The 18,516-nt window shown below is 71.9% G+C and carries 14 protein-coding genes and 1 pseudogene; 4 read left to right on the top strand and 11 right to left on the bottom strand.

The genetic code is table 11. The features are described 5' to 3' along the window. Nucleotides 1-122 precede the first annotated feature (122 nt). On the top strand, nucleotides 123-509 hold the full coding sequence (locus tag R3E88_03740; protein ID MEZ4215569.1) for a hypothetical protein: 387 nt from the start codon (nucleotides 123-125) through the stop codon (nucleotides 507-509). 4 nt (nucleotides 510-513) lie between these two features. Here R3E88_03740 and R3E88_03745 read toward each other — a convergent pair whose 3' ends face one another. From R3E88_03745 to R3E88_03760, 4 genes are read right to left on the bottom strand one after another with little or no spacing between them, the layout of a single operon-like run. Next, nucleotides 514-1,383 (bottom strand): outer membrane lipoprotein-sorting protein, encoded by an 870-nt coding sequence (locus R3E88_03745; GenBank protein ID MEZ4215570.1) that lies wholly within the window; start codon nucleotides 1,381-1,383, stop codon nucleotides 514-516. Between the two features lie 20 nt (nucleotides 1,384-1,403). Beyond that, nucleotides 1,404-3,764 (bottom strand): ATP-binding protein, encoded by a 2,361-nt coding sequence (locus tag R3E88_03750; protein ID MEZ4215571.1) that lies wholly within the window; start codon nucleotides 3,762-3,764, stop codon nucleotides 1,404-1,406. Beyond that, nucleotides 3,751-6,033, bottom strand: a complete 2,283-nt coding sequence (locus R3E88_03755) for an efflux RND transporter permease subunit (GenBank protein ID MEZ4215572.1) — start codon at nucleotides 6,031-6,033, stop codon at nucleotides 3,751-3,753. The genes R3E88_03750 and R3E88_03755 overlap by 14 nt, the downstream gene beginning before the upstream one ends. 5 nt (nucleotides 6,034-6,038) lie before the next feature. Continuing rightward, nucleotides 6,039-7,283 carry a response regulator gene (locus R3E88_03760; protein MEZ4215573.1) on the bottom strand — a complete coding sequence of 415 codons (1,245 nt, stop codon included), beginning with the start codon at nucleotides 7,281-7,283 and terminating at the stop codon, nucleotides 6,039-6,041. A gap of 881 nt (nucleotides 7,284-8,164) precedes the next feature. On the opposite strand from R3E88_03760, the gene R3E88_03765 reads away from it, so the two are divergent. Further along, a complete protein-coding gene (locus tag R3E88_03765; protein ID MEZ4215574.1) occupies nucleotides 8,165-8,446 on the top strand; it encodes a type II toxin-antitoxin system Phd/YefM family antitoxin in 282 nt (93 codons plus the stop codon). A gap of 11 nt (nucleotides 8,447-8,457) precedes the next feature. Further along, the gene (locus R3E88_03770; protein ID MEZ4215575.1) at nucleotides 8,458-8,865 is read left to right on the top strand and encodes a type II toxin-antitoxin system VapC family toxin; all 408 of its coding nucleotides are present in this window, start codon (nucleotides 8,458-8,460) and stop codon (nucleotides 8,863-8,865) included. Nucleotides 8,866-8,888: 23 nt separating this feature from the next. On the opposite strand, the gene R3E88_03775 is transcribed toward R3E88_03770, so the two are convergent. From R3E88_03775 to R3E88_03800, 6 genes and pseudogenes are all read right to left on the bottom strand, one after another. Then, nucleotides 8,889-9,914, bottom strand: coding sequence for a right-handed parallel beta-helix repeat-containing protein (locus tag R3E88_03775; GenBank protein MEZ4215576.1), 1,026 nt, complete (start codon nucleotides 9,912-9,914; stop codon nucleotides 8,889-8,891). Between the two features lie 248 nt (nucleotides 9,915-10,162). Continuing rightward, on the bottom strand, nucleotides 10,163-10,600 hold the full coding sequence (locus R3E88_03780) for a globin (protein ID MEZ4215577.1): 438 nt from the start codon (nucleotides 10,598-10,600) through the stop codon (nucleotides 10,163-10,165). Next, a complete protein-coding gene (locus R3E88_03785; protein ID MEZ4215578.1) occupies nucleotides 10,597-11,778 on the bottom strand; it encodes a cytochrome P450 in 1,182 nt (393 codons plus the stop codon). The genes R3E88_03780 and R3E88_03785 overlap by 4 nt, the downstream gene beginning before the upstream one ends. A gap of 270 nt (nucleotides 11,779-12,048) precedes the next feature. After that, the gene (locus R3E88_03790; protein ID MEZ4215579.1) at nucleotides 12,049-14,109 is read right to left on the bottom strand and encodes an SbcC/MukB-like Walker B domain-containing protein; all 2,061 of its coding nucleotides are present in this window, start codon (nucleotides 14,107-14,109) and stop codon (nucleotides 12,049-12,051) included. 317 nt (nucleotides 14,110-14,426) lie between these two features. After that, nucleotides 14,427-15,131 (bottom strand): annotated as a pseudogene (locus R3E88_03795) (SMC family ATPase). A gap of 3 nt (nucleotides 15,132-15,134) precedes the next feature. Further along, the gene (locus R3E88_03800; protein ID MEZ4215580.1) at nucleotides 15,135-16,274 is read right to left on the bottom strand and encodes an exonuclease SbcCD subunit D; all 1,140 of its coding nucleotides are present in this window, start codon (nucleotides 16,272-16,274) and stop codon (nucleotides 15,135-15,137) included. Nucleotides 16,275-16,399: 125 nt separating this feature from the next. Here R3E88_03800 and R3E88_03805 point away from each other — a divergent pair, with 125 nt between their 5' ends. After that, complete coding sequence (locus R3E88_03805; GenBank protein MEZ4215581.1) at nucleotides 16,400-17,038, top strand: hypothetical protein; 639 nt, start codon at nucleotides 16,400-16,402, stop codon at nucleotides 17,036-17,038. Between the two features lie 15 nt (nucleotides 17,039-17,053). On the opposite strand, the gene R3E88_03810 is transcribed toward R3E88_03805, so the two are convergent. Beyond that, the gene (locus R3E88_03810; GenBank protein ID MEZ4215582.1) at nucleotides 17,054-18,514 is read right to left on the bottom strand and encodes an NAD(P)/FAD-dependent oxidoreductase; all 1,461 of its coding nucleotides are present in this window, start codon (nucleotides 18,512-18,514) and stop codon (nucleotides 17,054-17,056) included. Between the last annotated feature and the right edge of the window lie 2 nt (nucleotides 18,515-18,516).

The following is an 18,516-nucleotide window of genomic DNA, read 5'->3' on the forward strand; positions in this document are numbered from 1 at the left end:
CGCTCTCCGACTGTCGCGCTTTGCAACGATCTGCTCCCTCGGATCGAGATTCCCACCGAGAGCCGTTGCGAGCTTCCCCTCGTTCGCGAAGCTAGGCCGGACGGGTGGGAGGGGCCTGCGGCGTGTCGTTCTCGTTCGAGCTCGATCCCGGCCAGCGCGTGGCCCGCCTGCGCATGGCCGACACCGTGGGCGACGGGCACGGCTGGGACGCCATGCGCGAGATGTTCTCGCACCCCGACTTCGGCCCCGGCTACTCGCTGCTCGCCGACGTCCGCGACGTCGAGCGCCTCACCGCCTCCGAGCGCGACCTCCACACGCTCGCCGCGCACGCGAAGGCGATGCAGACGTCGCTGAAGCTCGTGCGCATCGCCCTGCTCACCACGCCGCACAGCCACGTCTCGACCATCGCCGAGCGCTACATCGCGCTGCGCGCCCACACGCCCTACACGATGCGCGTCTTCCACTGCGCGCACGAAGCCGAGGCCTTCCTGCGCGGCGAGGCCGAGTGAGCGCCTAACGAGCGCCCGCGGCGGCCGCCTCCGCCGCCTCCGCCACCGACCTCCGGCTCCGCAGATTCGGGTTGCGCTCGAGCACGCTCACCGAGAAGAGCCGATCGTCGATCTCGGGGTTCACGGCGACGTTGCGGAACGTGGCCTCGGTGCGCGTGTGGCGTCGCCGGTTCTCGACCACGAAGTGCGTCGGCACGATGTGGCCGCCCTCGACCAGCATGTGCTCGCGCTCCGCCGTCACGACGCGGTAGGGCTCGGCCTCGCTCTCGCGGAAGTAGCGCATCTCGAGCAGCGCGAAGTCGGCCTTCGCGACGAAGAACTCCGCGCGCGCGTACGAGAGCGCGCTCGCCGGCACCGCGCGCAGCCGCCACGCGGCCTCGCCCGCGATCTCCGCGCCGCCCACCTCCTCGACCCGGAAGTCGCTCGCGCGGCGGCGCTCGAGGTCTTCGTACGTCACGTCCGTTCCGAAGAACGCGTCGCCCTTCTGCGCCGACGAGATGCGCCGCACGCGCCCGAGCGACGGCATGTAGACGAACGCGTCGTGCCCGCGCCCCTCGGCCTCGATCGTGAGGATCGCCATGTCGCGCAGGTACTCGGGCCAGTCGATCTTACCCACCGAGTGGAGCCGCCCGTCGATCTGCTTCGAGGCCGCCGCGAACTTCCGCCGGTGTTCGCGGCCCGCGCGGTCGCGCATGGCGAGCTCGATGTCGGCCGTCATGTCGACGTCGTAGCGCTGGCGGAACGCGCGATCGAGGATCTCCTCGCCGCTCGGCTCCGCGCGTGTGGGGCTCGCGGCCACGGAGAGCGCTGCGACGAGCCCCGTGAGCGCGGCAGCGCGCTTCACGTACCGCGGCCATTTCCTGCGTTCGTGCATGCAGCCTCCGACGCGCATCGCTAGTGGATGGGGACGAGCACCGTGGCTCGCGTCCCGCCGCTGCTCGCGCGTCCGATCTCCATCGCGCCTTCCAGCTCCGCGACGATGTCGCGGCAGGTGGCGAGCCCGATGCCCTGGCCACCCCGCTCGCGCCGCGTCGTGAAGCCCGCCTCGAAGAGCCGGTAGATCGCATCGTCCGCGATGCCGCACCCGCGATCCTCGACGTCGATGCGGAGGAAGCGGTCGCGCACGCTCGCGAAGACACGCACCGGCGCGTCGCAGCTCGAGGCGTGCAGGGCGTTGTCGACCAGGTTCGACACCACGCGCTCGAGGCTGCGGTCGACGAACGCGCGCGACTCGATGTCGCCCAGGACGGGCTCGACGCGCCCCGGGCCGTGTAGCACGTCGGCGTGGCGGATCGCGGATTCGAGCAGCGTCGCGACGTCCACCGGGATGCTCTCGCCGCCGTCGATGGCGGCGCGTCCGAGCAGATCGTTCAGGCTCCGCGTGAGATTCGAGGTGATGTCGAGCACGAGCTCGATGTCGCGACGCAGGCGATCGCGGTCGGCCGCCGCTTCGGGAAGCCTGCGCACGAGCCGCGTCACCCAGTCGACCTCCTTGCCGAGGTCGTGCGACACCGCCTCCGCGATGGTCTGGAGTGCGCCGCCTCGCGCGCCCGCGAGGCGCGACGCGACCTGCAGCGCGTGCAGCGCACCCGCCGCTGTCTCGCACGTGCGCGCGACGAACTCGAGGTCGGTTCCGGTGTACGCCGCCCCATCCCGCCGCGCGCTCAGGAGCACGAGGCCCACCGGCTGCGAGCGGTGACGGAGCTCGGCGATGACACGTACGCCGCCCTTCTGCAGCCGTTCGACCGACGGTGCGCCGGGCTGGTCCTCCATCAGCTCCGTGTGCGCCACGGGAAGCCCGCGCAGAGCGGCGACGGCCTGCTCCGGCAGCGTCGGCTCGATCGTGAACGCCTCTCCGGTTCGCTGCGCCTCCGCGTACCCGTGCGCATCGACGAGGAGGATCGAGACGCCGCGACATCCGAGGGTCCTGCTGACGAGGCTCGCGAGTGCGTCGAGAAGCGACTCGACCGTCGCGAAGCCCGCGACCTCCGCCTGGAAACGGGCATGCAGGTCGTTCAGCTTCGTCACTCCGGGTGTCGTGAGCATCTCCGAGAGCTTTGCCGTGCGAGAGCGCACGACCTCCGCGCCAGTCGAGCACGCGAACGCGAGCAGGAAGACGAGCGAGACATCGGGCCGATGGACCGAAGGCAGGGCGACCTCGGCCGCGACTCCGAGCAGCAGACCGATGGCGATCGAGCCTGCGGAGACGTGCGCGATGGTTCCGAGCCAGGAACGCGAGGCTCGGGGGCCGTCGAGAAGGTCGTAGCGACTCACGGCGAGTGCGATCGCGACGGGGAGCACGATCGCGCTGGTCCAGAGCAGCGTGGCGGCGAGCTCGAGCAGCGTCGGGGAAGGAGGAGCGAGCGCCACCGCGATCGGAGCGGGAATCGCGCATGCACTCACGAGCAGCAGTCGCGCGCGCGCGCGCTCGAGCGAGGATTCCGAGTCCACCCATGCGGCGTGGCAGGACATCAGGAGGATCGCCCACGCGATACCCAGCAGGAACGTCAACAGCCCGAGGTAGGCCGGCCAGACGATCGGTGTGCGGAGGAGCGCGAAGATTCCCATCGGAAGGAGCAGCACGAGCGACCCGTAGGGAAGCCAGACGATCTCGGGCGCGAGCGCCACGAGAGGGCGGACGCGGGGGAAGGTGATGGCGAGGTGCAGGAGCGCGGCCGGTGCGATCGCGAGTGCGAGCAATCCAGCGATCGTGAGAGCACCGGAGCGCGGAGTCGTCGTTCCAACGGCCGTCGCGAACGCGATCGCGCCGTACAGGATCGCCATCGCGGGAACGGCGGGCGAATCCTGTTTCCGGTATCCGAGAATCAGCGGAATCGCCATCAGCACGCCGACGAGCACGGCTGCGGCGCCCACCCGGCCCGCGTAGATGATCGGCGCGGGCGCGTGCGCGCGGAGCAGCGCGTCGTGCTCCTCGCCCGTGCGATCGATCGTGATCTCGAGCGCCGATCGCGTCTCGTCGAATCGCGGAGCTCCCGGCGGGAGCGTCCGGTAGGGACGCACGAATGGATTCGGCTCGGCGGCAACCACGCGGTCGTTGGTCCTCAGACGACAGTGGCGCGTGCCCGGGGGTCGCAGGACGAAGTCGTTCGGGAGGATCCAGCACTCGAGCTCGCCCGGCTCGTCGTCCGCGACGACCTCGACCATGGCCACGCCCAGCGCGACGAGCGCGGGAAGCACGCACGCGATCGCGATCCACCGCGATCGCCAGATCTCGGCGAGCCTACCGCTCGGCACCTGCCTGCTCTCCGAAACCCGCCAGCAACGCGGGCAGCAGGAAGAGCGTCGCGACCAGTGCCGCGACGATCGTGATCGACACGAAGAATCCGAAGCTCGAGATGGTCTGCCACGCGGATGCCATCAGCGTGAGGAATCCGAGTGCGAGTGCGATCGACGTCGTGATGATGGCGCGCCCGGTATCGGCGAGCGCGAGATCCACGGCCTCGTGACGATTGGCGCCGCGAGTGAGATGGCGTCGATGCGCGTCGAGAAAGTGGATCGCATCGTCGACTCCGATCCCGATCACGACTGCCCCGATCATCGCGCGCCCGATGTCCAATCCCATCCCCAGCCAGCCCATCGTGCCGAGCGTCACGACGATCGCGATCAGAGAAGGGAGCATCGCGATCAAGCCGAGCCGGAACGAGCGAAGGAAGAGCGACGAGAGCGCGAATACGAACAGGAAGGCAGTGGGGAAGCTTCGGAGCTGGGTAGTTTGGACGTCTCGTACCCAGACATCATCCAATGCCATGATCCCACCTAGACGAATCGACCAGTCTCGCGGGACGGTGGCATCGATGACGCTCCTGACCTGCTCCATGAGGAGGTGAATCTCGCTCTGCGCAAGCCAGCTCGCCTCGAACGAAATACGAGTCGCGGAACGGTCGAGGGTAAGCCACGGTTCGAGCGACTCAGGATCGTCGAAGGATACGAGTTCAACGAGCTCGGCCGCCCGCCGAGCGTCGGTCAGCATTGCGGGATCCCGATACGCATCTCCAGCGAGCGCGGCGTCGACTCGCGCGAGCAGGTCGAGCAGACCGAAGCTCGCACCCAAGCCATCGAGCTCCGTCAAGTTCGAGCTCAGAGTCGACAACGTGGTCAGAGCGTCATTGGAGAGGACTCCGTGTTCGCCGGCGGCCTCCAGCTCGACCTCAAGCGTGTCGCTCGACCCCCGGATGCCCTCGAAGAACATCGCCCACCGAGAGAGATTGCCGGTTTCGCCAAATGCTTGGCGCCAGTCGGTGTCGACACGCAGGTGGGTCGTGATGCCGAGGATTCCATATCCAACGAGCAACCCACATGCGCACAGGATCCGAATGGGTCGACGCTCAGCATATCGGGAGAATCGCAGCAGGGAGTCGGCCCACGACGAGCCACTGCGACTGTGACCATCACGATGTTCGACTGGCACTACTGTCGCGACCAATGGAAGCAGGGAGAACGTCAGGGCCAGGCAGAAGATCACACCAGCGGCCGAGATCGCTCCGAAGCGAACGAAGGCCTCAAGATCACTGGTGGTGAACGAAGCAAGTGCAACCGCGGTAGTTGCCGTAGTCAGAATGCACGGAGCTCCAACGAAACGAGTTGCGCTGAGTAGGCGGTCTCTCGATGTGCCCCGGAGTTCGCTCGCTCGTGTGAGAAGGTGGACTGCATCGCACAAGCCGACGATCAGTATTAATGGGGCGAGTACCTGGTGAATGCCGTCCTGTGGCCAGTCGAGCCAGCCCATGAGTCCGATCGTCCAGAGAACTGCGACGCCCATCGTCGCGAGCGCGAGCGCGACGCTTCTCGGAGAGCCGGACGCTGCAAGCAGAACGATAGCGATGACGAGTACGAGGGAGGGAAGAATTCGCGCCGTGCTTTGCTGGAGGGCGCGTCCGGACTCGATTGTTCGAACGAGTGCTCCATTCAGATTGAACGAGAACCCGCGCTGTTCGTACTTAGCGAGAATCGCGTTCAATTCGTCGAAGAGCGCGTCCTCGGTTTCAATGGTCGCATCCGCCGGGGCGACGATTACTATCGCGGAAGCCAAATCGGGCGAAATCAGGCGCTCTTTCCAGAGCGTGTCATGTCTCGCGACGGGGAGGAGCGACTCCAGATCATCAATGATCTGCCCGTGCTCCACGAGTCTCCGCGCGACGAATCCCTCTGAGGACGGGACTAGGAGTGCAGCGTTTGCTGGTGATAGGACGCGCCGCACCTGCGGCAGATCTTCCAGCGCAGAGGTGAGGTCGCGCGCTACTTCGAGTGACGAACGGTCGAGTGCGTGTCGACAGGGCGCGCCGTCTCCACAAGACCACCCGATTTCGAGCGGGCGACTCCCGCCAAACCGCTCGGTCATCTCGTCGAGGGTCCGGACGACCGGATGATCCTCGCCGATCAGGATCCGGAAGCCGTGAACGGTTCGGACCTTGGGGAGACCGAGGGCCAGGACGATGGTCACGGTCGCCAGGATCGCGGCGGCGGGCCCGCGATGGTCGAGCGTGAGCTTCGTCAGGCGATACATCGGGTTCATTGCGAGTCGTTGCGGCTCCGGAGCGGGATGTCGTGCTTCTCGATCAAGCGGTAGATCGCGCCTCGGCTCTTGCCGAGTAGCTCCGCCGTCCTGCTGACGTTTCCGCCGGTCTCCCGGATCGCGCGGAAGAGGCGCTCGCGCTCGAGATGGGCGTGCTGGCGGCGGATGCGGTCGAGGCTTTCCTCGAGATCGGCGAGCACGTCGTGGACGGTGTCGCGGCGGATCTGACGTCCGCGCGTGAATGCGATGCTGCGCTCCAGCAGCTGTTCGAGCTGTTGCGTGTTGCCGGGCCACGCCTGGGCGGAAAGGAAGTCCCGCGCCGCGGGCGACAGCCGCACGCGCCGTCCGACACGCTCGCCGAGGCGTTCGACGAGGCGCTCGGCGATGACACCGATGTCGGATGGAACGTGACGCAGCGCGGGCAGCTCGATGACGTAGCGCAGCATGCCGTTGCGCAGCCGCAGGTCGGCGTGGTCGTCGCCGAGATCTCCGACGAGCTCGTCGGTGGAGGCGAGGATGCGCGGGCTTCCCTGGAACGCGCGCGCCGCGCAGTCCTCGACGTACTTGAGCCAGAACGACTGGGCGCGGCCGCCGAAGCGATCGACGCCGTCGAGGTAGATGGCAGAGCAGTTCGGGACGGTGAGCTTCGCGTCCGATTCCGTCGCGCTCACGCGCACGAGCGTGCCGTGGCTGCTCGAGCCGACGGCGTGCATCGCGTCGACGACGGCATCGCGTCCCGTTCCGGGTTCGCCGCGGACGAGAACGGGGTGGCGGAGCGGCGCGAGCCCGGCGATGCGTTCCCGCAGCCGTTGCATCGCGGGGCTGTCGCCCGCGATTCGGTCGCGCAGCGCGTCGTTCGGAGTGTTCGAGCTCGCGCCGTGCACGGCGCGCTCGATCGTCGCGACGAGCGCGTCGACGCCCACCTCGTCCGAGGCGACGAAGTCGTCCGCGCCTTCCTTGAACGCCTGTGCCGCGCGCTGGATGGAGCCGCGCGCGGTGAACACGATGACGGGCACGTCGGATTGCGAGCGGATCTTCGCGAGCAGCTCGATGCCGTCGCAGTGCGGCATCACCATGTCGGTGACGACGGCGTCGGGCCGGTGGGTGCGGAACTGCTCCCAGGCCTGCAGGCCGTCGGCGGCCTCGAGGACGTCGAAGCCCGCGTCGGCGAGCTCGTGGGCGAGGGCGCGGCGGGCGCGGTCGAGGTCGTCGACCACGAGCACGCGGGTGGCGGTGGGCACGTCGGGCTCTCCAGGCTGAGCGGCCCCAACCTATCAAGGCGGGCTCCGCGGAAGGGTTCGATTCTAGAGGGCTTTCTGCCCCGTTCGCGTCCGAAAGTGTCCGGTGTCGTCCGGTCTCCGGGCGGGGTGGGGCAGGGGCGTGGGCGGCGTGGGCGTGCGGCCCGAGCCGGGCGCGCGCGGCACGTGCAGGTCAGGGCGGGCGGGCCACGACGGCCTCCGGGCGAGCGAGCGCACGGCGCTCGGCGGCGAAGGGGCAGGCCGCGAGCGTCGCGCGCGTGGCTCGGTGCGGGCCTGTCGTTAGGCGTCCGGTCGTGGCCCGGTGCGCGTCGTCGTGGCTCGGGGTGGCGCGGCAGCGCCGGAGGTGTTGCGCGCTGCGACGCCGAAGGTGCGCTCGCTAGGGCGCCGCGAGCGCGGCTGCCGTCACGTTGGTGTAGGTCGTGCAGACCCCCGCGCCGATGGCGACGGCGAGGCTCGCGAGCGCGCCGCAGAGCCGGGATGTCATGGCCTGCCCCTTCGTTCGTGTGCGGCCCGCGTGCTCGCGCGGTACGTACAGCCGCGGCCCGCGACGGTCCGCCCCGCCGGCGACCGCGGGCCTGTCGACTCGGCCGATCATGCTGCCTCGGTGCGTCGCCGCATGCGATGAGCCCCTCTTTGCTGTCTGCGTCCGAGAATGTCGGGTGTCGTCCGGTCGGTGGGTCGATCGCGATGTCGACAGAGACCGCGCGATGGCCACCTCAGGGAACGAGTGTGGTGCCGGCGTCCGTGACGCGAGGTTGTAGCGGGGAGCGGCCACCCGACGACGAGACGGGGCGGGTTCCGGTGGCGGGATCGCTGGCGAGCACCATCCTGTCCATCGTCTCGTGCACGTGAGGAGGTCGAGCATGGCCGACACGAAGGTTTCCGTCGCAGAGGCTCGGCAGAACTTCGCGCGCCTCATCGAGCGGGCGCAGCGCGGCCGGGCCATCGTGGTCACCCGCCGCGGCGAGCCGGTCGCGGTGCTGCTCTCGGCGAGCGAATACCTCGCGCTCCGAGGCGAGAGGCCGTCCTTCGTCGCGACCATCGAGCGGCTGCGTGCTCAGCATCGCGTGGGCGAGCTCGCCATTGGAGACGAGGACTTCGAGCAGCTTCGCGACCGCTCGGCCGGGCGTGAGGTGTCGTTCTGAGCATCCGGTATCTGCTCGATACCGATGTTCTCTCGGAGCCGATCGAGTCGGAGCCGAACGAGCGCGTGCTGGAGGCACTCGGTGCGCACGATGGCGAGCTCGCGACGTGCGCCGTCGTATGGCACGAGCTGTGGTACGGGGCAGCGCGTCTTCCCTCGACCTCGCGCAAGCGCCGCGCGATCGAGGCCTACCTCGACGAAGCCGTGCGCGGTTCCCTTCCACTCCTCCCGTACGACGAACAGGCGGCGACCTGGCACGCGATCGAGCGGGCTCGCCTCGGGCGGCGCGGTCGTCCGCCGGCTGCGGCCGACGGCCAGATCGCCGCGATCGCCGTCGTGAACGAGCTCGTCGTCGTCACGCGCAACGTCTCGGACTTCCGCCGCTTCAAGGGCCTGCGCGTAGAAGACTGGTACGTCTGATCTCGAAGTGCGACCCGCGCCTGCTACTGGATGCACGCGTCGTTCGTCGCCCCGAACGAGTTCTTCTTCCAGACGTTCGTGCCGCAGCCGGGTGCGCCGTCGGAGGCGTCGAAGCCGCCGTTCGCGCGCGCCGTGCTCTGCTGGATGCTCGCGTCGGTCGCGCCGCTGAGCGCGATGCCCGCGCCGGTGTTGGAGATCGCGCGGGCCTTCGCGAGGTTCGCGCGCGCGCCGAAGACGAGGAAGCCCTGCGAGCCACTCGTGCGCGCGGAGACGTCCTTGAGCTTCGCGTCGGCGCCGCCCAGCTCGAACCCGCGGCCCGCGGCCGCGGCGACGTGCGCGGCCTGGATCTGGGCGCGCGCGCCGTCGACCGCGATGCCGTGGCTTCCCGTCTCGGCGACGGCGGCGCCCTTCATCCGGACGTCGTCGGCCGGGATGTCGATGCCGCGCAGCGTCGTGCCGCTCACGTTCACGCGTTCGAGGCGCGTCGCGTTCGAGGCGACGACGAGCCCCGAGTCCGACGTCGTGTGGATGGCGATGTCGCGCAGCCGGTGGCCCGCGGTGCTCGCGTCGAGGTTGACGCCGATGCCGACGTTGGTCGCGGTGCATCGATCGAGCTGCTGCTTGTCGGCCGCTTCGAGCCCCGCGACGACGCTGAAGCCCTCGCCCGCCGAGTCGACGACGTCGACGCCCGAGATCCGGTTGCCCGGGCTCGACACGAGGACACCGGCGACGTCGGCATCCGCGATCGAGAGCTCGGCGATCTTGTGGCGCCCCTGGCCGAGGGCGGCGACGCCGGTGTCGCACCCCTCGATCGCGCCGTTGCGCACGCTCACGCCCTTGCCCGCGAGGTCGAGGCCGGTGAGCCCGCCGGACGTGCACGTGAGGGTGTGGTTGCCGAGGTCGACCTTCACGGGGCCGACGAGCGTGAGCGCACTGGCGGTCGCGCACATGAGGCTGCCGCCGAGCACGAAGCTCCCGCCCGGCCCGAGCGTGTCGCCGCAGGCGATCTGCGCGGACGCCGGCGACGCGAGCGCGGCGACGGCGAGCACCGCGGCGACGACCGGCGCCGCGCTCCGCGCGCGCCCGCTGCCGCTGACGGAGCCGCGGGTCGAACGAAGCCGAGAGCCGGAGGCCACGGAAAGGCGAACGGAAAGGCTCGGGCGGTGCATCGGGCTCGTCTCCTCGCGCGCACCCGGTGGGGCGGCGAGGGGATTCTGCGCGGAGTGCCGCGCGCGCCGCAAGCGCCGACGGCGTCCGCGCGCGGCCGACGCCGTGCTTCGCAGCGTTCGCGCTCGGCCTAGCCCGCCGCCACCGCCTCGCGCATCGGCGCCGTGATGGCGCGCGCGCCGGCCTCGAGCGCCGCGGCGTGGGCGTCGTCGAGGAGCTCGGGCAGGCGCTCGCGCGCGCACGCGACGGCCGCGTCGACGAAGGCGTCGAACATCGCGGGCTCGACGCCGTACTCGAGGTGGCTCCGCCCGAGCGCTTCGAGGTTGCCGGCGAGCCAGTCCTCGCCCTCGACCCACGCGAGCAGCGAGCGCAGCACCTCGCGGAACATCGCCTCCTGCTCGGCGAACGCGAAGGCGCCGAAGAGCTTCGAAGCGTCCGGGCACGCGGCGAGGAAGATCTCGTAGAAGCGCTCGGCGAACGCCTCCTCCTGCTCGCCGATGGCGGCGAGCACCTCGCCGAGCGTCTCGGCCGTCGCCGCGTCGGCCGCTGCGAGCGCGACGCCGCTCATGCGCGCCGCACCGGCATGCCGGTGATGCCCGCGACGAACTCGCTCCGCAGGCGTGCGATGCGGCTCTCGTCGACGACGTACTCGGGCATGTGGCGGAGCAGCGCGCGGATCGACGTCTCGCCCTCGAGCGCGGCGATGTGCGTGCCCAGACAGGCGTGGTTGCCGTGCCCGAACGTGAGGATGCGCTTCGAGCGCCGGTGGATGTCGAAGCGGTCCGGGTCCTCGAACTCGCGCTCGTCGCGGTTGGCGGACGGGTAGAGGAAGATCACCGCCTGCCCGGGCGTGAACGTCTGCCCGTGCAGGTGCACCTCCTTCGTCACCGTGCGGCCGAGGAACTGCGTCGGCATGCCGTAGCGCAGCCCCTCGCGGAACGCGTTCGGCACGAGCGACCCGTCGGCGACGAGCTCGGCGCGCTGCGCGGGGTGGCGGAACAGCTCGAGCACGAACGACGCGAAGATCTTCGGGAAGCTGTCCGTGCTCCCGATCACGAGCGTCGACATCTGCGAGGCGATGTCGGCGTCCGAGAGCGGCTCGCCGTCGAAGCGCGCGTTCAGGTACGCGTTCATCAGCACGTCGGCGTCGAGCGGGTGCTTGCGGTGGTAGCGGACGAGGTCGGCGAGGTGCGAGCCGAGGTCGGCCATCGCCGCGATGCCGTCCTCGGTGATGCCGGGCTTGCCGGGCTCGCGGTCGAAGAAGCGGTTCACGTAGCCGTAGAGCGTGTCGCCGTCCTCGACGGGCAGGCCGAGCAGCACGCACGACACCTCGATCGCCACCTTCGCGATGTAGTCGCCGACGAGGTCGACCTCGGCGTCCGTGTCGAGCACCTTCGCGCGCCGCTCGACGATCTCCTCGACGACCGGCGCCAGCTCCTGCACGCGCTTCGGCTTGAACGCGCCGCTGATCAGCGCGCGGTTCCGCACGTGCTCGGGCGGGTCCATCATGTTGACGCTCGGGAAGACGGAGAGCTGCTTCGTGATGAGGTGCAGCGGCGTCGTGCCCCGCGCCGCCGCCGAGTACGACTCGTTGTCCGACGACTGCTCCCAGATGTCCTGGAAGCGCGACAGTGCCCAGCAGTCGAACTCCTCGCAGTAGTAGGCGGGCGCCTCGTCGCGCAGCCGCTTGTAGATGGGGAACGGGTTCTCGAGGATCTCCGGCATCAGCGGGCTGTACTGGACCAACCTTCTTCTCCCCGCCCGCCGGCGCGGTCGCGGGGACGGCGTCGGTGGCACTGGCTCGTGGTGGCGCCCGTCTCGCGACGGGCACGGGCCGCGCGGAGGGCGAGGCCCCGCCGCGACGGCGTGCCGGCGCGCAAGTGCACGACGCATGCCACCGGCGGGAGCGAAGAGAGCGGCGCCTCGCGTCCGCGCCGGCGACAGGCTGTCCCAGCGGTCCCGCGAGGCCTGTGCCGTTCTGTCCGGGAGCGGGCGGCGGCGCGGGCGCCCTCGGGCTCAGGGGACGACGAGCCGCGTCCGGCTGCCGCGCTCCGAGGCGAGCACCTCGAGCCGCACGTCGATGCGCTCGCGCAGCTCGGCGACGTGCGAGATGACCCCGACCATCCGGCCCGACGCGCGCAGGTCGAGCAGCGCCTGGATGGCGAGCTCGAGCGACTCCGGATCGAGGCTGCCGAAGCCCTCGTCGATGAACAGCGTGTCGAGCCGGATGCCGCCGGCGTAGGCCTGCACGACGTCGGACAGGCCGAGCGCGAGCGCGAGCGCCGCCATGAAGCTCTCGCCCCCCGACAGCGTGGAGACCGGGCGCGTCGCTCCCGTCCACGCGTCCTCGACCTCGAGGTCGAGCCCGGCCTTGCGCCGCCCGTCCGCGACGCCCTCGGCGCGCCGCAGCCGGTAGCGGCTGCGGCTCATCAGCGCGAGCCGGTGGTCGGCCTCGATCAGCACGTCGTCGAGCAGCACCGAGAGCACGAAGCGCTGCAGGCTCAGGTTGTGGGCGTTCCGGCCGCTCGCGACGTCGGCGAGCGTGCCGACCGCGGCATACGCCTCGTCGATCTCGCGCTGCTCGCGCGCCGAGGCGTCGAGCTTCGCGCGCACCGCTTCGAGCGCTTCGAGTGTCGAGGCGCAGCGGTGATAGGCGCTCGTCGAGGCGCTCCTCGCCTCGTCGGCGGCAGCGGCGGCGGCGCGCAGCGGCGCGAGCTCGGGCTCGGCGCATCCGCCGATCGCGGCCTCCCGGTCGCGCAGCAGGGCCTGCGCCGCGACGCGCTCGTCGTCGTGTCGCTGGATCTCCGCGGCGAGCACCTCGATGCGGCCCGCGTGCTCGCGCGCGGCGGCGAAGGCCGCGTCGTCCGCGAAGCGGCTCGCGGCGAGCGCGTCGCGCCAGCGCGCGCGCGCGCGCTCGAGCGCGCTCGCCCGCTGCTCGCGCACGCGCGCGGCCGCCTGGGCAGCGGCTTCCGCCTTGGCGGAGGCCTCGGCCGCGGCGCGCTCCTCGGTGCGGATCGCCTCGATGCGCGCGGCCAGGGTGTCGCGCGTCTTCTCGGCGCGCGCGATCGCCTCCTCGCGCGCACTCGCCGCGCGATACGGCTCGGGGAGGCGCGCGAGCGCGTGCTGGCGGTGCGCTTCCTTCTCGACCGCCGCGCTGCGCAGTGCCTCGAGCGCGGCGCGCGCGTCCTCGAGCGCGCGCTCGTCGCGCTCCGCTCGGCTGCGCAGCGCGTCGATGCGCGCGCGCTCGGCGTCGAGGCCGCCGCGCGCGTCGCGCAGCGCGGCGAGCTCCTCGCGGAGTGCGGCCTCGCGCGCGCGGAGCGCGGCGGCATCCGCGGAGGCCGCATCGCCGAGCGCGGCCGCGAGTGCGGCGACGGCGCCTGCGTGCGTGCGCGCCTCGGCCTCGAGGGCGGCGTGCGTGCGCTCGCGCTCCGCGAGGCGCTCGCGGGTTGCCTCGGCGTCGGCGCGCGTGCAGTCGACGTCGGCCTGCGTGGGGAGCTCCTCTTCCGCGTGCGCCCGATGCGGGTGCGCGGCGCTCCCGCACACGGGGCACGGCTCGCCGTCGGCGAGCGTCGCGGCGAGGATCGCGGCCTGGCCGCGCCGCCACGCGTCGGCCACCGCTTCGTGCACGCGCCGCGCGGCGCGCGCGACGCTCTCGGCCTCGGCCCGCTCGGCCGCCGCGCGCTCGAGCTGCTGCGCCGTCCGCGCGTGTCGCGCGCGGCCCTCGGCGAGCTCGTCGACGCGCGCGATCGTCGCCGCGACCGCGGCGTGGTCGCGCTCCTTCTCGCCGAGCGCGGCGGCCGCGGTGCGCGCGCGCTCGAGCGCGGCGTCGGCCGCCGCGATCTCCGCGCGCGCCCGCTCGAGCGCGGCGCGGCGCTCGCCGTCCTGCCCGGTCGCTTCATCGAGCGCCTGCTGCGCGCGCCGCGCCTCGGCCTCGGCCTGCGCGAGCGCCTCCGCGTGACGCCGGTGCTCGACCAGGCGGTCGACGTCGCGCTTCGCGGCGTCGAGCTCGATGCCGAGCGCGTCGAGCGCGCGCGGCGCGGCCTCGCGCGCTCCGCGCGCGCGCCTCGAGCTCGGCACATCGAAGCCGCGCTCGCTCGGCCTCGGCCTCCGCGTCCGCGAGCTCGCGCTCGCCCGTGCGGCGCGCGTCGTCGAGCGCGCGCATCGCCTCGGCGGCGCGCGTCGGCGAGCGTCGCGCGGCTCGCGTCGATCGCGCGCGCGCTCGCGTCGAGGCGCGCGAGCGTCTCGCGCGCCGCGCGCAGCTCGGCGAAGGCGCGCGCGAGGCGCTCCGCGTCCGCGAGCGCCTGCGCCCGCTCGCGCGCGGCCTGCTCGGCCGCCGCCATCGCGGCCAGGGCCTCGCGCTTCTGCGCCGCCACCTCCTCGATGCGCGCGGCGAGCGCCGAGGCGTCGGCGACGTTCGCGCTCTCGAGCCACGCGGCGCGTCGCTCGCCGAGGCTGCGGCCGCGCGCCTCGATGGCGCGCGCCTCGTCGCGCAGCACCTCCTCGAGGCGGCGGTAGATGCCGGTGCGGAAGAGGTCGCCGAAGATCGCCTCGCGGTCGTTCGAGTCCGCGAGCAGGAGGTCGCGGAAGCGGCCCTGCGGAAGCACGAGCACCTGGCGGAACTGGTCGGCGGTGAGGCCGGTCAGCTCCTGCACCTTCGCCGTCGCGTCGCCGACCTTGCGCTCGACGAGCGGGCGCGCGGCCTCGGGCGCGAGCTCGTCCTCGAGCGGCGTGCCCGGCGCGAGCTCGAAGAGCTGCGCCTCGGGCTTCTGCTCGGTCGTGCCTTCGCCGCGCGCCTTCGGGCGCGACTGCTCGGGGACGCGGCGGATGCGGTAGAGCCGGTCGCCGAGCGCGAAGTCGAGCACCACCTCGGTGAGTGTCGCCGGGTCCGCGTGGCTCGAGCGCATCTCGCGCGCGGCGCGCTCGCCCCCCGTCGTGACGCCGTAGAGCGCGAACGCGATGGCGTCGAGGATGCTCGTCTTGCCCGCGCCCGTCGGGCCGTGGATGAGGAAGAGCGGGTCGTCGCCGAGGTCGTCGAAGCGCACGACCTCGGTGCCCGCGAACGGGCCGAACGCACTCATCCGCAGGCGCCGGGGCCGCATGCGTCAGGCGTCCTCGCGCAGGAGTCGGCCGAGCAGGTCGGCGACGACGCTCGCGCGCGCGTCGTCGAGCGGCTCGCCCTTCGTCTGCGCGTAGAAGTCGCGGAACATCGCGAGGTGGCCGCGCTCGATGCTCTCGCGGCTCGGCGCGCGCCGCTCGCCGCCCTGCGCGAGGGCCGGGCGCTCGAGCTGCATCACGTTCGGGTAGACCTCGCGGAGCCGCCCCATCGCGTCGAGGATCGCGTGGCGGTCGAGCAGCCGGACGAGCAGGTAGTCGTCGCGCCGCGGGTCGCGGCGCCCCTGCGCGAGCACGGCGTCGAGCTCGCCCTCGACGACGCGCACGTCGCGCAGCGGCGCGAGCGGAACGGGTTCGATCGTCGCCCGCCCGTCGCCGTCGAGCTCGACGAGCGTCGCCGACTTCGCCTGCTGCGCCTCCGAGAACGAGTACTTGAGGATCGAGCCCGAGTAGCGGACGTGCCGCGCGCCGCGGTGCTGCGGCGCGTGCAGGTGGCCGAGCGCCGCATAACAGAAGCGCTCGAAGTGCCGCGGCGCGACGGCGGCGACGCCGCCGACCGAGAGCGGCCGCTCGGACGCCGACTCCTCGCTCCCGGCGAGGAAGCAGTGCCCGAGCACGACGCAGCGCCGCCCGCTCGCCTCGCGCTCCGCGATGCGTTGCGTCAGGAAGGCGATCGCGTCCTCGTGCGAGCGCACCTCGGCACCGAACGCGTGCCGCACCGCGACGGGCTCGGCGTAGGGGAGGCCGTAGAACGCGACCTCGCCGTGCGCGTCGCGCAGCACGACGGGCGCGAGCGCGTCCGCGAGCGGGCCGCGCAGGTGGATGCCCGCGCGCGCGAGCGGGCGCGCGAAGGCGGCGAGCCGCTCGGCGCCGTCGTGGTTGCCCGCGACGACGACGACCGGCACGCCGAGGCGCTGCGTGATGGCGTCGAGCGTCTCGTCGAGCAGCGCGACGGCCTCGGCGGAGGGAACCGAGCGGTCGTACACGTCGCCCGCGACGAGCACGACGTCGACCGCGCGGGCCTCCACCGTCGCGACGATCTGCGCCAGCACGTGGCGCTGGTCCTCGAGCAGCGACGCGTGGTGGAGCTGGCGGCCGAGGTGCCAGTCGGACGTGTGGAGGATGCGCATCGAGGCTCCGTGCGCCGCGCGGCCGGGCGCGGCGATCCTAGCAGCGCCGCCGTTCTCCCCGGCGCCCCTCAAGCGGCCCGCGCCGCGAACCGATCGCTCGGCGCGATCCCGCCGAGGAGCCCACCATGACCGACGCGTCCGCGAACACGCCTTCGAGCACGCCTTCGATGAAGGGAAGCCTGATCGCCGACATGGTCGGCGACATCCGCAAGCTCGTGGACGACCAGACGTTGTCGCGCGCCGAGCTCGAGCGCCGCCTGACGCGCGACGACCTCGCGCTCCTCGACTCGCAGATCGCCGTCTCGGGCTGGTACGACGTGCGCTTCTACGCGCGCTGTGCCGAGCTGCTGCGCGACGCGCTCGGCGACGGCGACGACGGCTATCTCGTGCAGCGCGGCTTCGACCGCGGGCGCGCGCTGATCGAAGCCGGTCTCTACCAGCAGATGGAGTACGCGAAGCGGCCCCAGGTGGGACAGGCGATGTCGCCCGAGGAGCGCTTCCGCGCCTACGGAAGCGACCTCCGCCTGTTCGTGACGCTCAGCAAGAGCCTGCTCAACTTCACGGAGTGGTCGATCGTCGTCGACCCCGAGCACGCGGACCGCTACCGCGTCGTCGTCGCCGGCGCGGATGCCTACCCCGACGCGCTCGCGTGGGCGACCGAGGGCTTCGTCGACGCCATGGCCGCGAGCCACGGCATGCGCAGCCTGTGGCGCCACGCGCGCACCGGCGACCGCATCGAGTTCCGGATGACACGCTCGCTCTGACGGCGACGTGACTCGCTAGGCGACGCGCCCCGTCTCGAAGGAGGCGAGGCCGTCGCGGTCGACGCGCTCGCGGTAGGCCGCGAAGTTGAACGGCCACTGCGTGACGATGCGGCCCGACGGGCTCCGGTAGTAGCCGTTGCAGCTCGCCTGCAGGACGGGAATGCCGGCGAGCTGCTCCTGCAGCGTCGCGTTGAACGCATCCATCACGTCGCGCCGCACGTCGAGCCAGTCGACGCCCGTCTCCTCGGCCTCGTCGAGCAGGCGCATCATGTACTCGACCTGGTACTCGAGCATCAGGATGATCGAGTTGCCGCCGTTCGTGTTCGGACCGTAGAGCAGGAAGAGGTTCGGGAAGCCGCTCGTCGTGAGGCCGAGGTAGGCCTCGGGCGCGTCGCTCCAGGCCTCGTCGAGCCGCACGCCGTCGCGCCCGCGCACCTCGATCGCGCTCAGGTAGCGCGTGGTCGCGAAGCCCGTCGCGAGCACGATCGCGTCGACCGTGCGCTCCTTCCCGTCCGTCGTCACGACGGCGTCCGCCGTGACGCGCTCGATCGGGTCGACGACGAGCTCGACGTCGTCGCGGTTGAACGCCTGCAGGTAGTCGTTCGAGAGCAGCGGGCGCTTGCAGCCGAACGGGTGGTCGGGCGTGAGCCGCGCGCGCGTCCGCGGGTCGCGCACGACCTCGAGCGCCTTGCGCCCGAACTCCTCGGGCAGCTTCCCAAAGTCGGGACGGTCGTAGGCGAGGCTCACCTCGACCACGTCGAAGAGCTGTTGGCGCCGCTCGGCCATGAGCTCGGGGCGGCTTCGGAAGGCGTCCATCTGCTCGCGCGTGTAGGGGACGTCGTCCTTCGGCAGCACCCAGTTCGGCGTGCGCTGGAAGACGAAGAGCTCGCTCGCGACCTTCGCCACCTCGGGCACGAGCTGCACGGCGCTCGCCGCGCTGCCGATCACGGCGACGCGCTCGCCGGCGAGATCGTGCGCGTGGTCCCACTCGGCGGAGTGGAACATCGCGCCGCGGAACGCGTCGAGGCCCGGGATGTCGGGACGCGCTGGCTCGCCGAACATGCCGACCGCGCCGATCACGAACTGCGCCTCCACCGTCTCGCCCGACGCGAGCTCGAGCCGCCAGCGCGCGCTCCCTTCGTCCCAGCGTGCGGAGGAGACGCCCGTCCCGAGGCGCAGGTGCGGCTCGAGCCCGTACTCGCGCGCCACGCGCTCGAAGTAGGCGAGGATCTCGCGCTGCGGCGCGTACGGGCGCGTCCAGTCCGGATTGGGCGCGAACGAGTAGCAATAGAGATGGGAGGCGATGTCGCACGCCGCGCCCGGGTACGTGTTGCGCTGCCACGTGCCGCCGACGCGCGGCTCGCGATCGAAGATCAGGAAGTCGTCGCGGCCCGACTCGCGCAGCCGGATGCCCGCGCAGAGGCCGCCGGCGCCGGCGCCGATGATCGCGAATCGCGTGGTCGTGGGGCTCGGCAACG

The sequence above is a fragment of the Myxococcota bacterium genome, assembly GCA_041389495.1.
GTDB lineage: Bacteria > Myxococcota_A > UBA9160 > UBA9160 > UBA4427 > JAWKRT01.

What these genes read in the sequence shown, in the direction of transcription:
- R3E88_03765 (MEZ4215574.1), top strand. Translation starts at nt 8,165, where the DNA reads ATGGCCGACACGAAGGTTTCCGTCGCAGAGGCTCGGCAGAACTTCGCG.
- R3E88_03800 (MEZ4215580.1), bottom strand. Translation starts at nt 16,274, where the DNA reads ATGCGCATCCTCCACACGTCCGACTGGCACCTCGGCCGCCAGCTCCAC.
- R3E88_03745 (MEZ4215570.1), bottom strand. Translation starts at nt 1,383, where the DNA reads ATGCACGAACGCAGGAAATGGCCGCGGTACGTGAAGCGCGCTGCCGCG.
- R3E88_03805 (MEZ4215581.1), top strand. Translation starts at nt 16,400, where the DNA reads ATGACCGACGCGTCCGCGAACACGCCTTCGAGCACGCCTTCGATGAAG.
- R3E88_03780 (MEZ4215577.1), bottom strand. Translation starts at nt 10,600, where the DNA reads ATGAGCGGCGTCGCGCTCGCAGCGGCCGACGCGGCGACGGCCGAGACG.
- R3E88_03755 (MEZ4215572.1), bottom strand. Translation starts at nt 6,033, where the DNA reads ATGTATCGCCTGACGAAGCTCACGCTCGACCATCGCGGGCCCGCCGCC.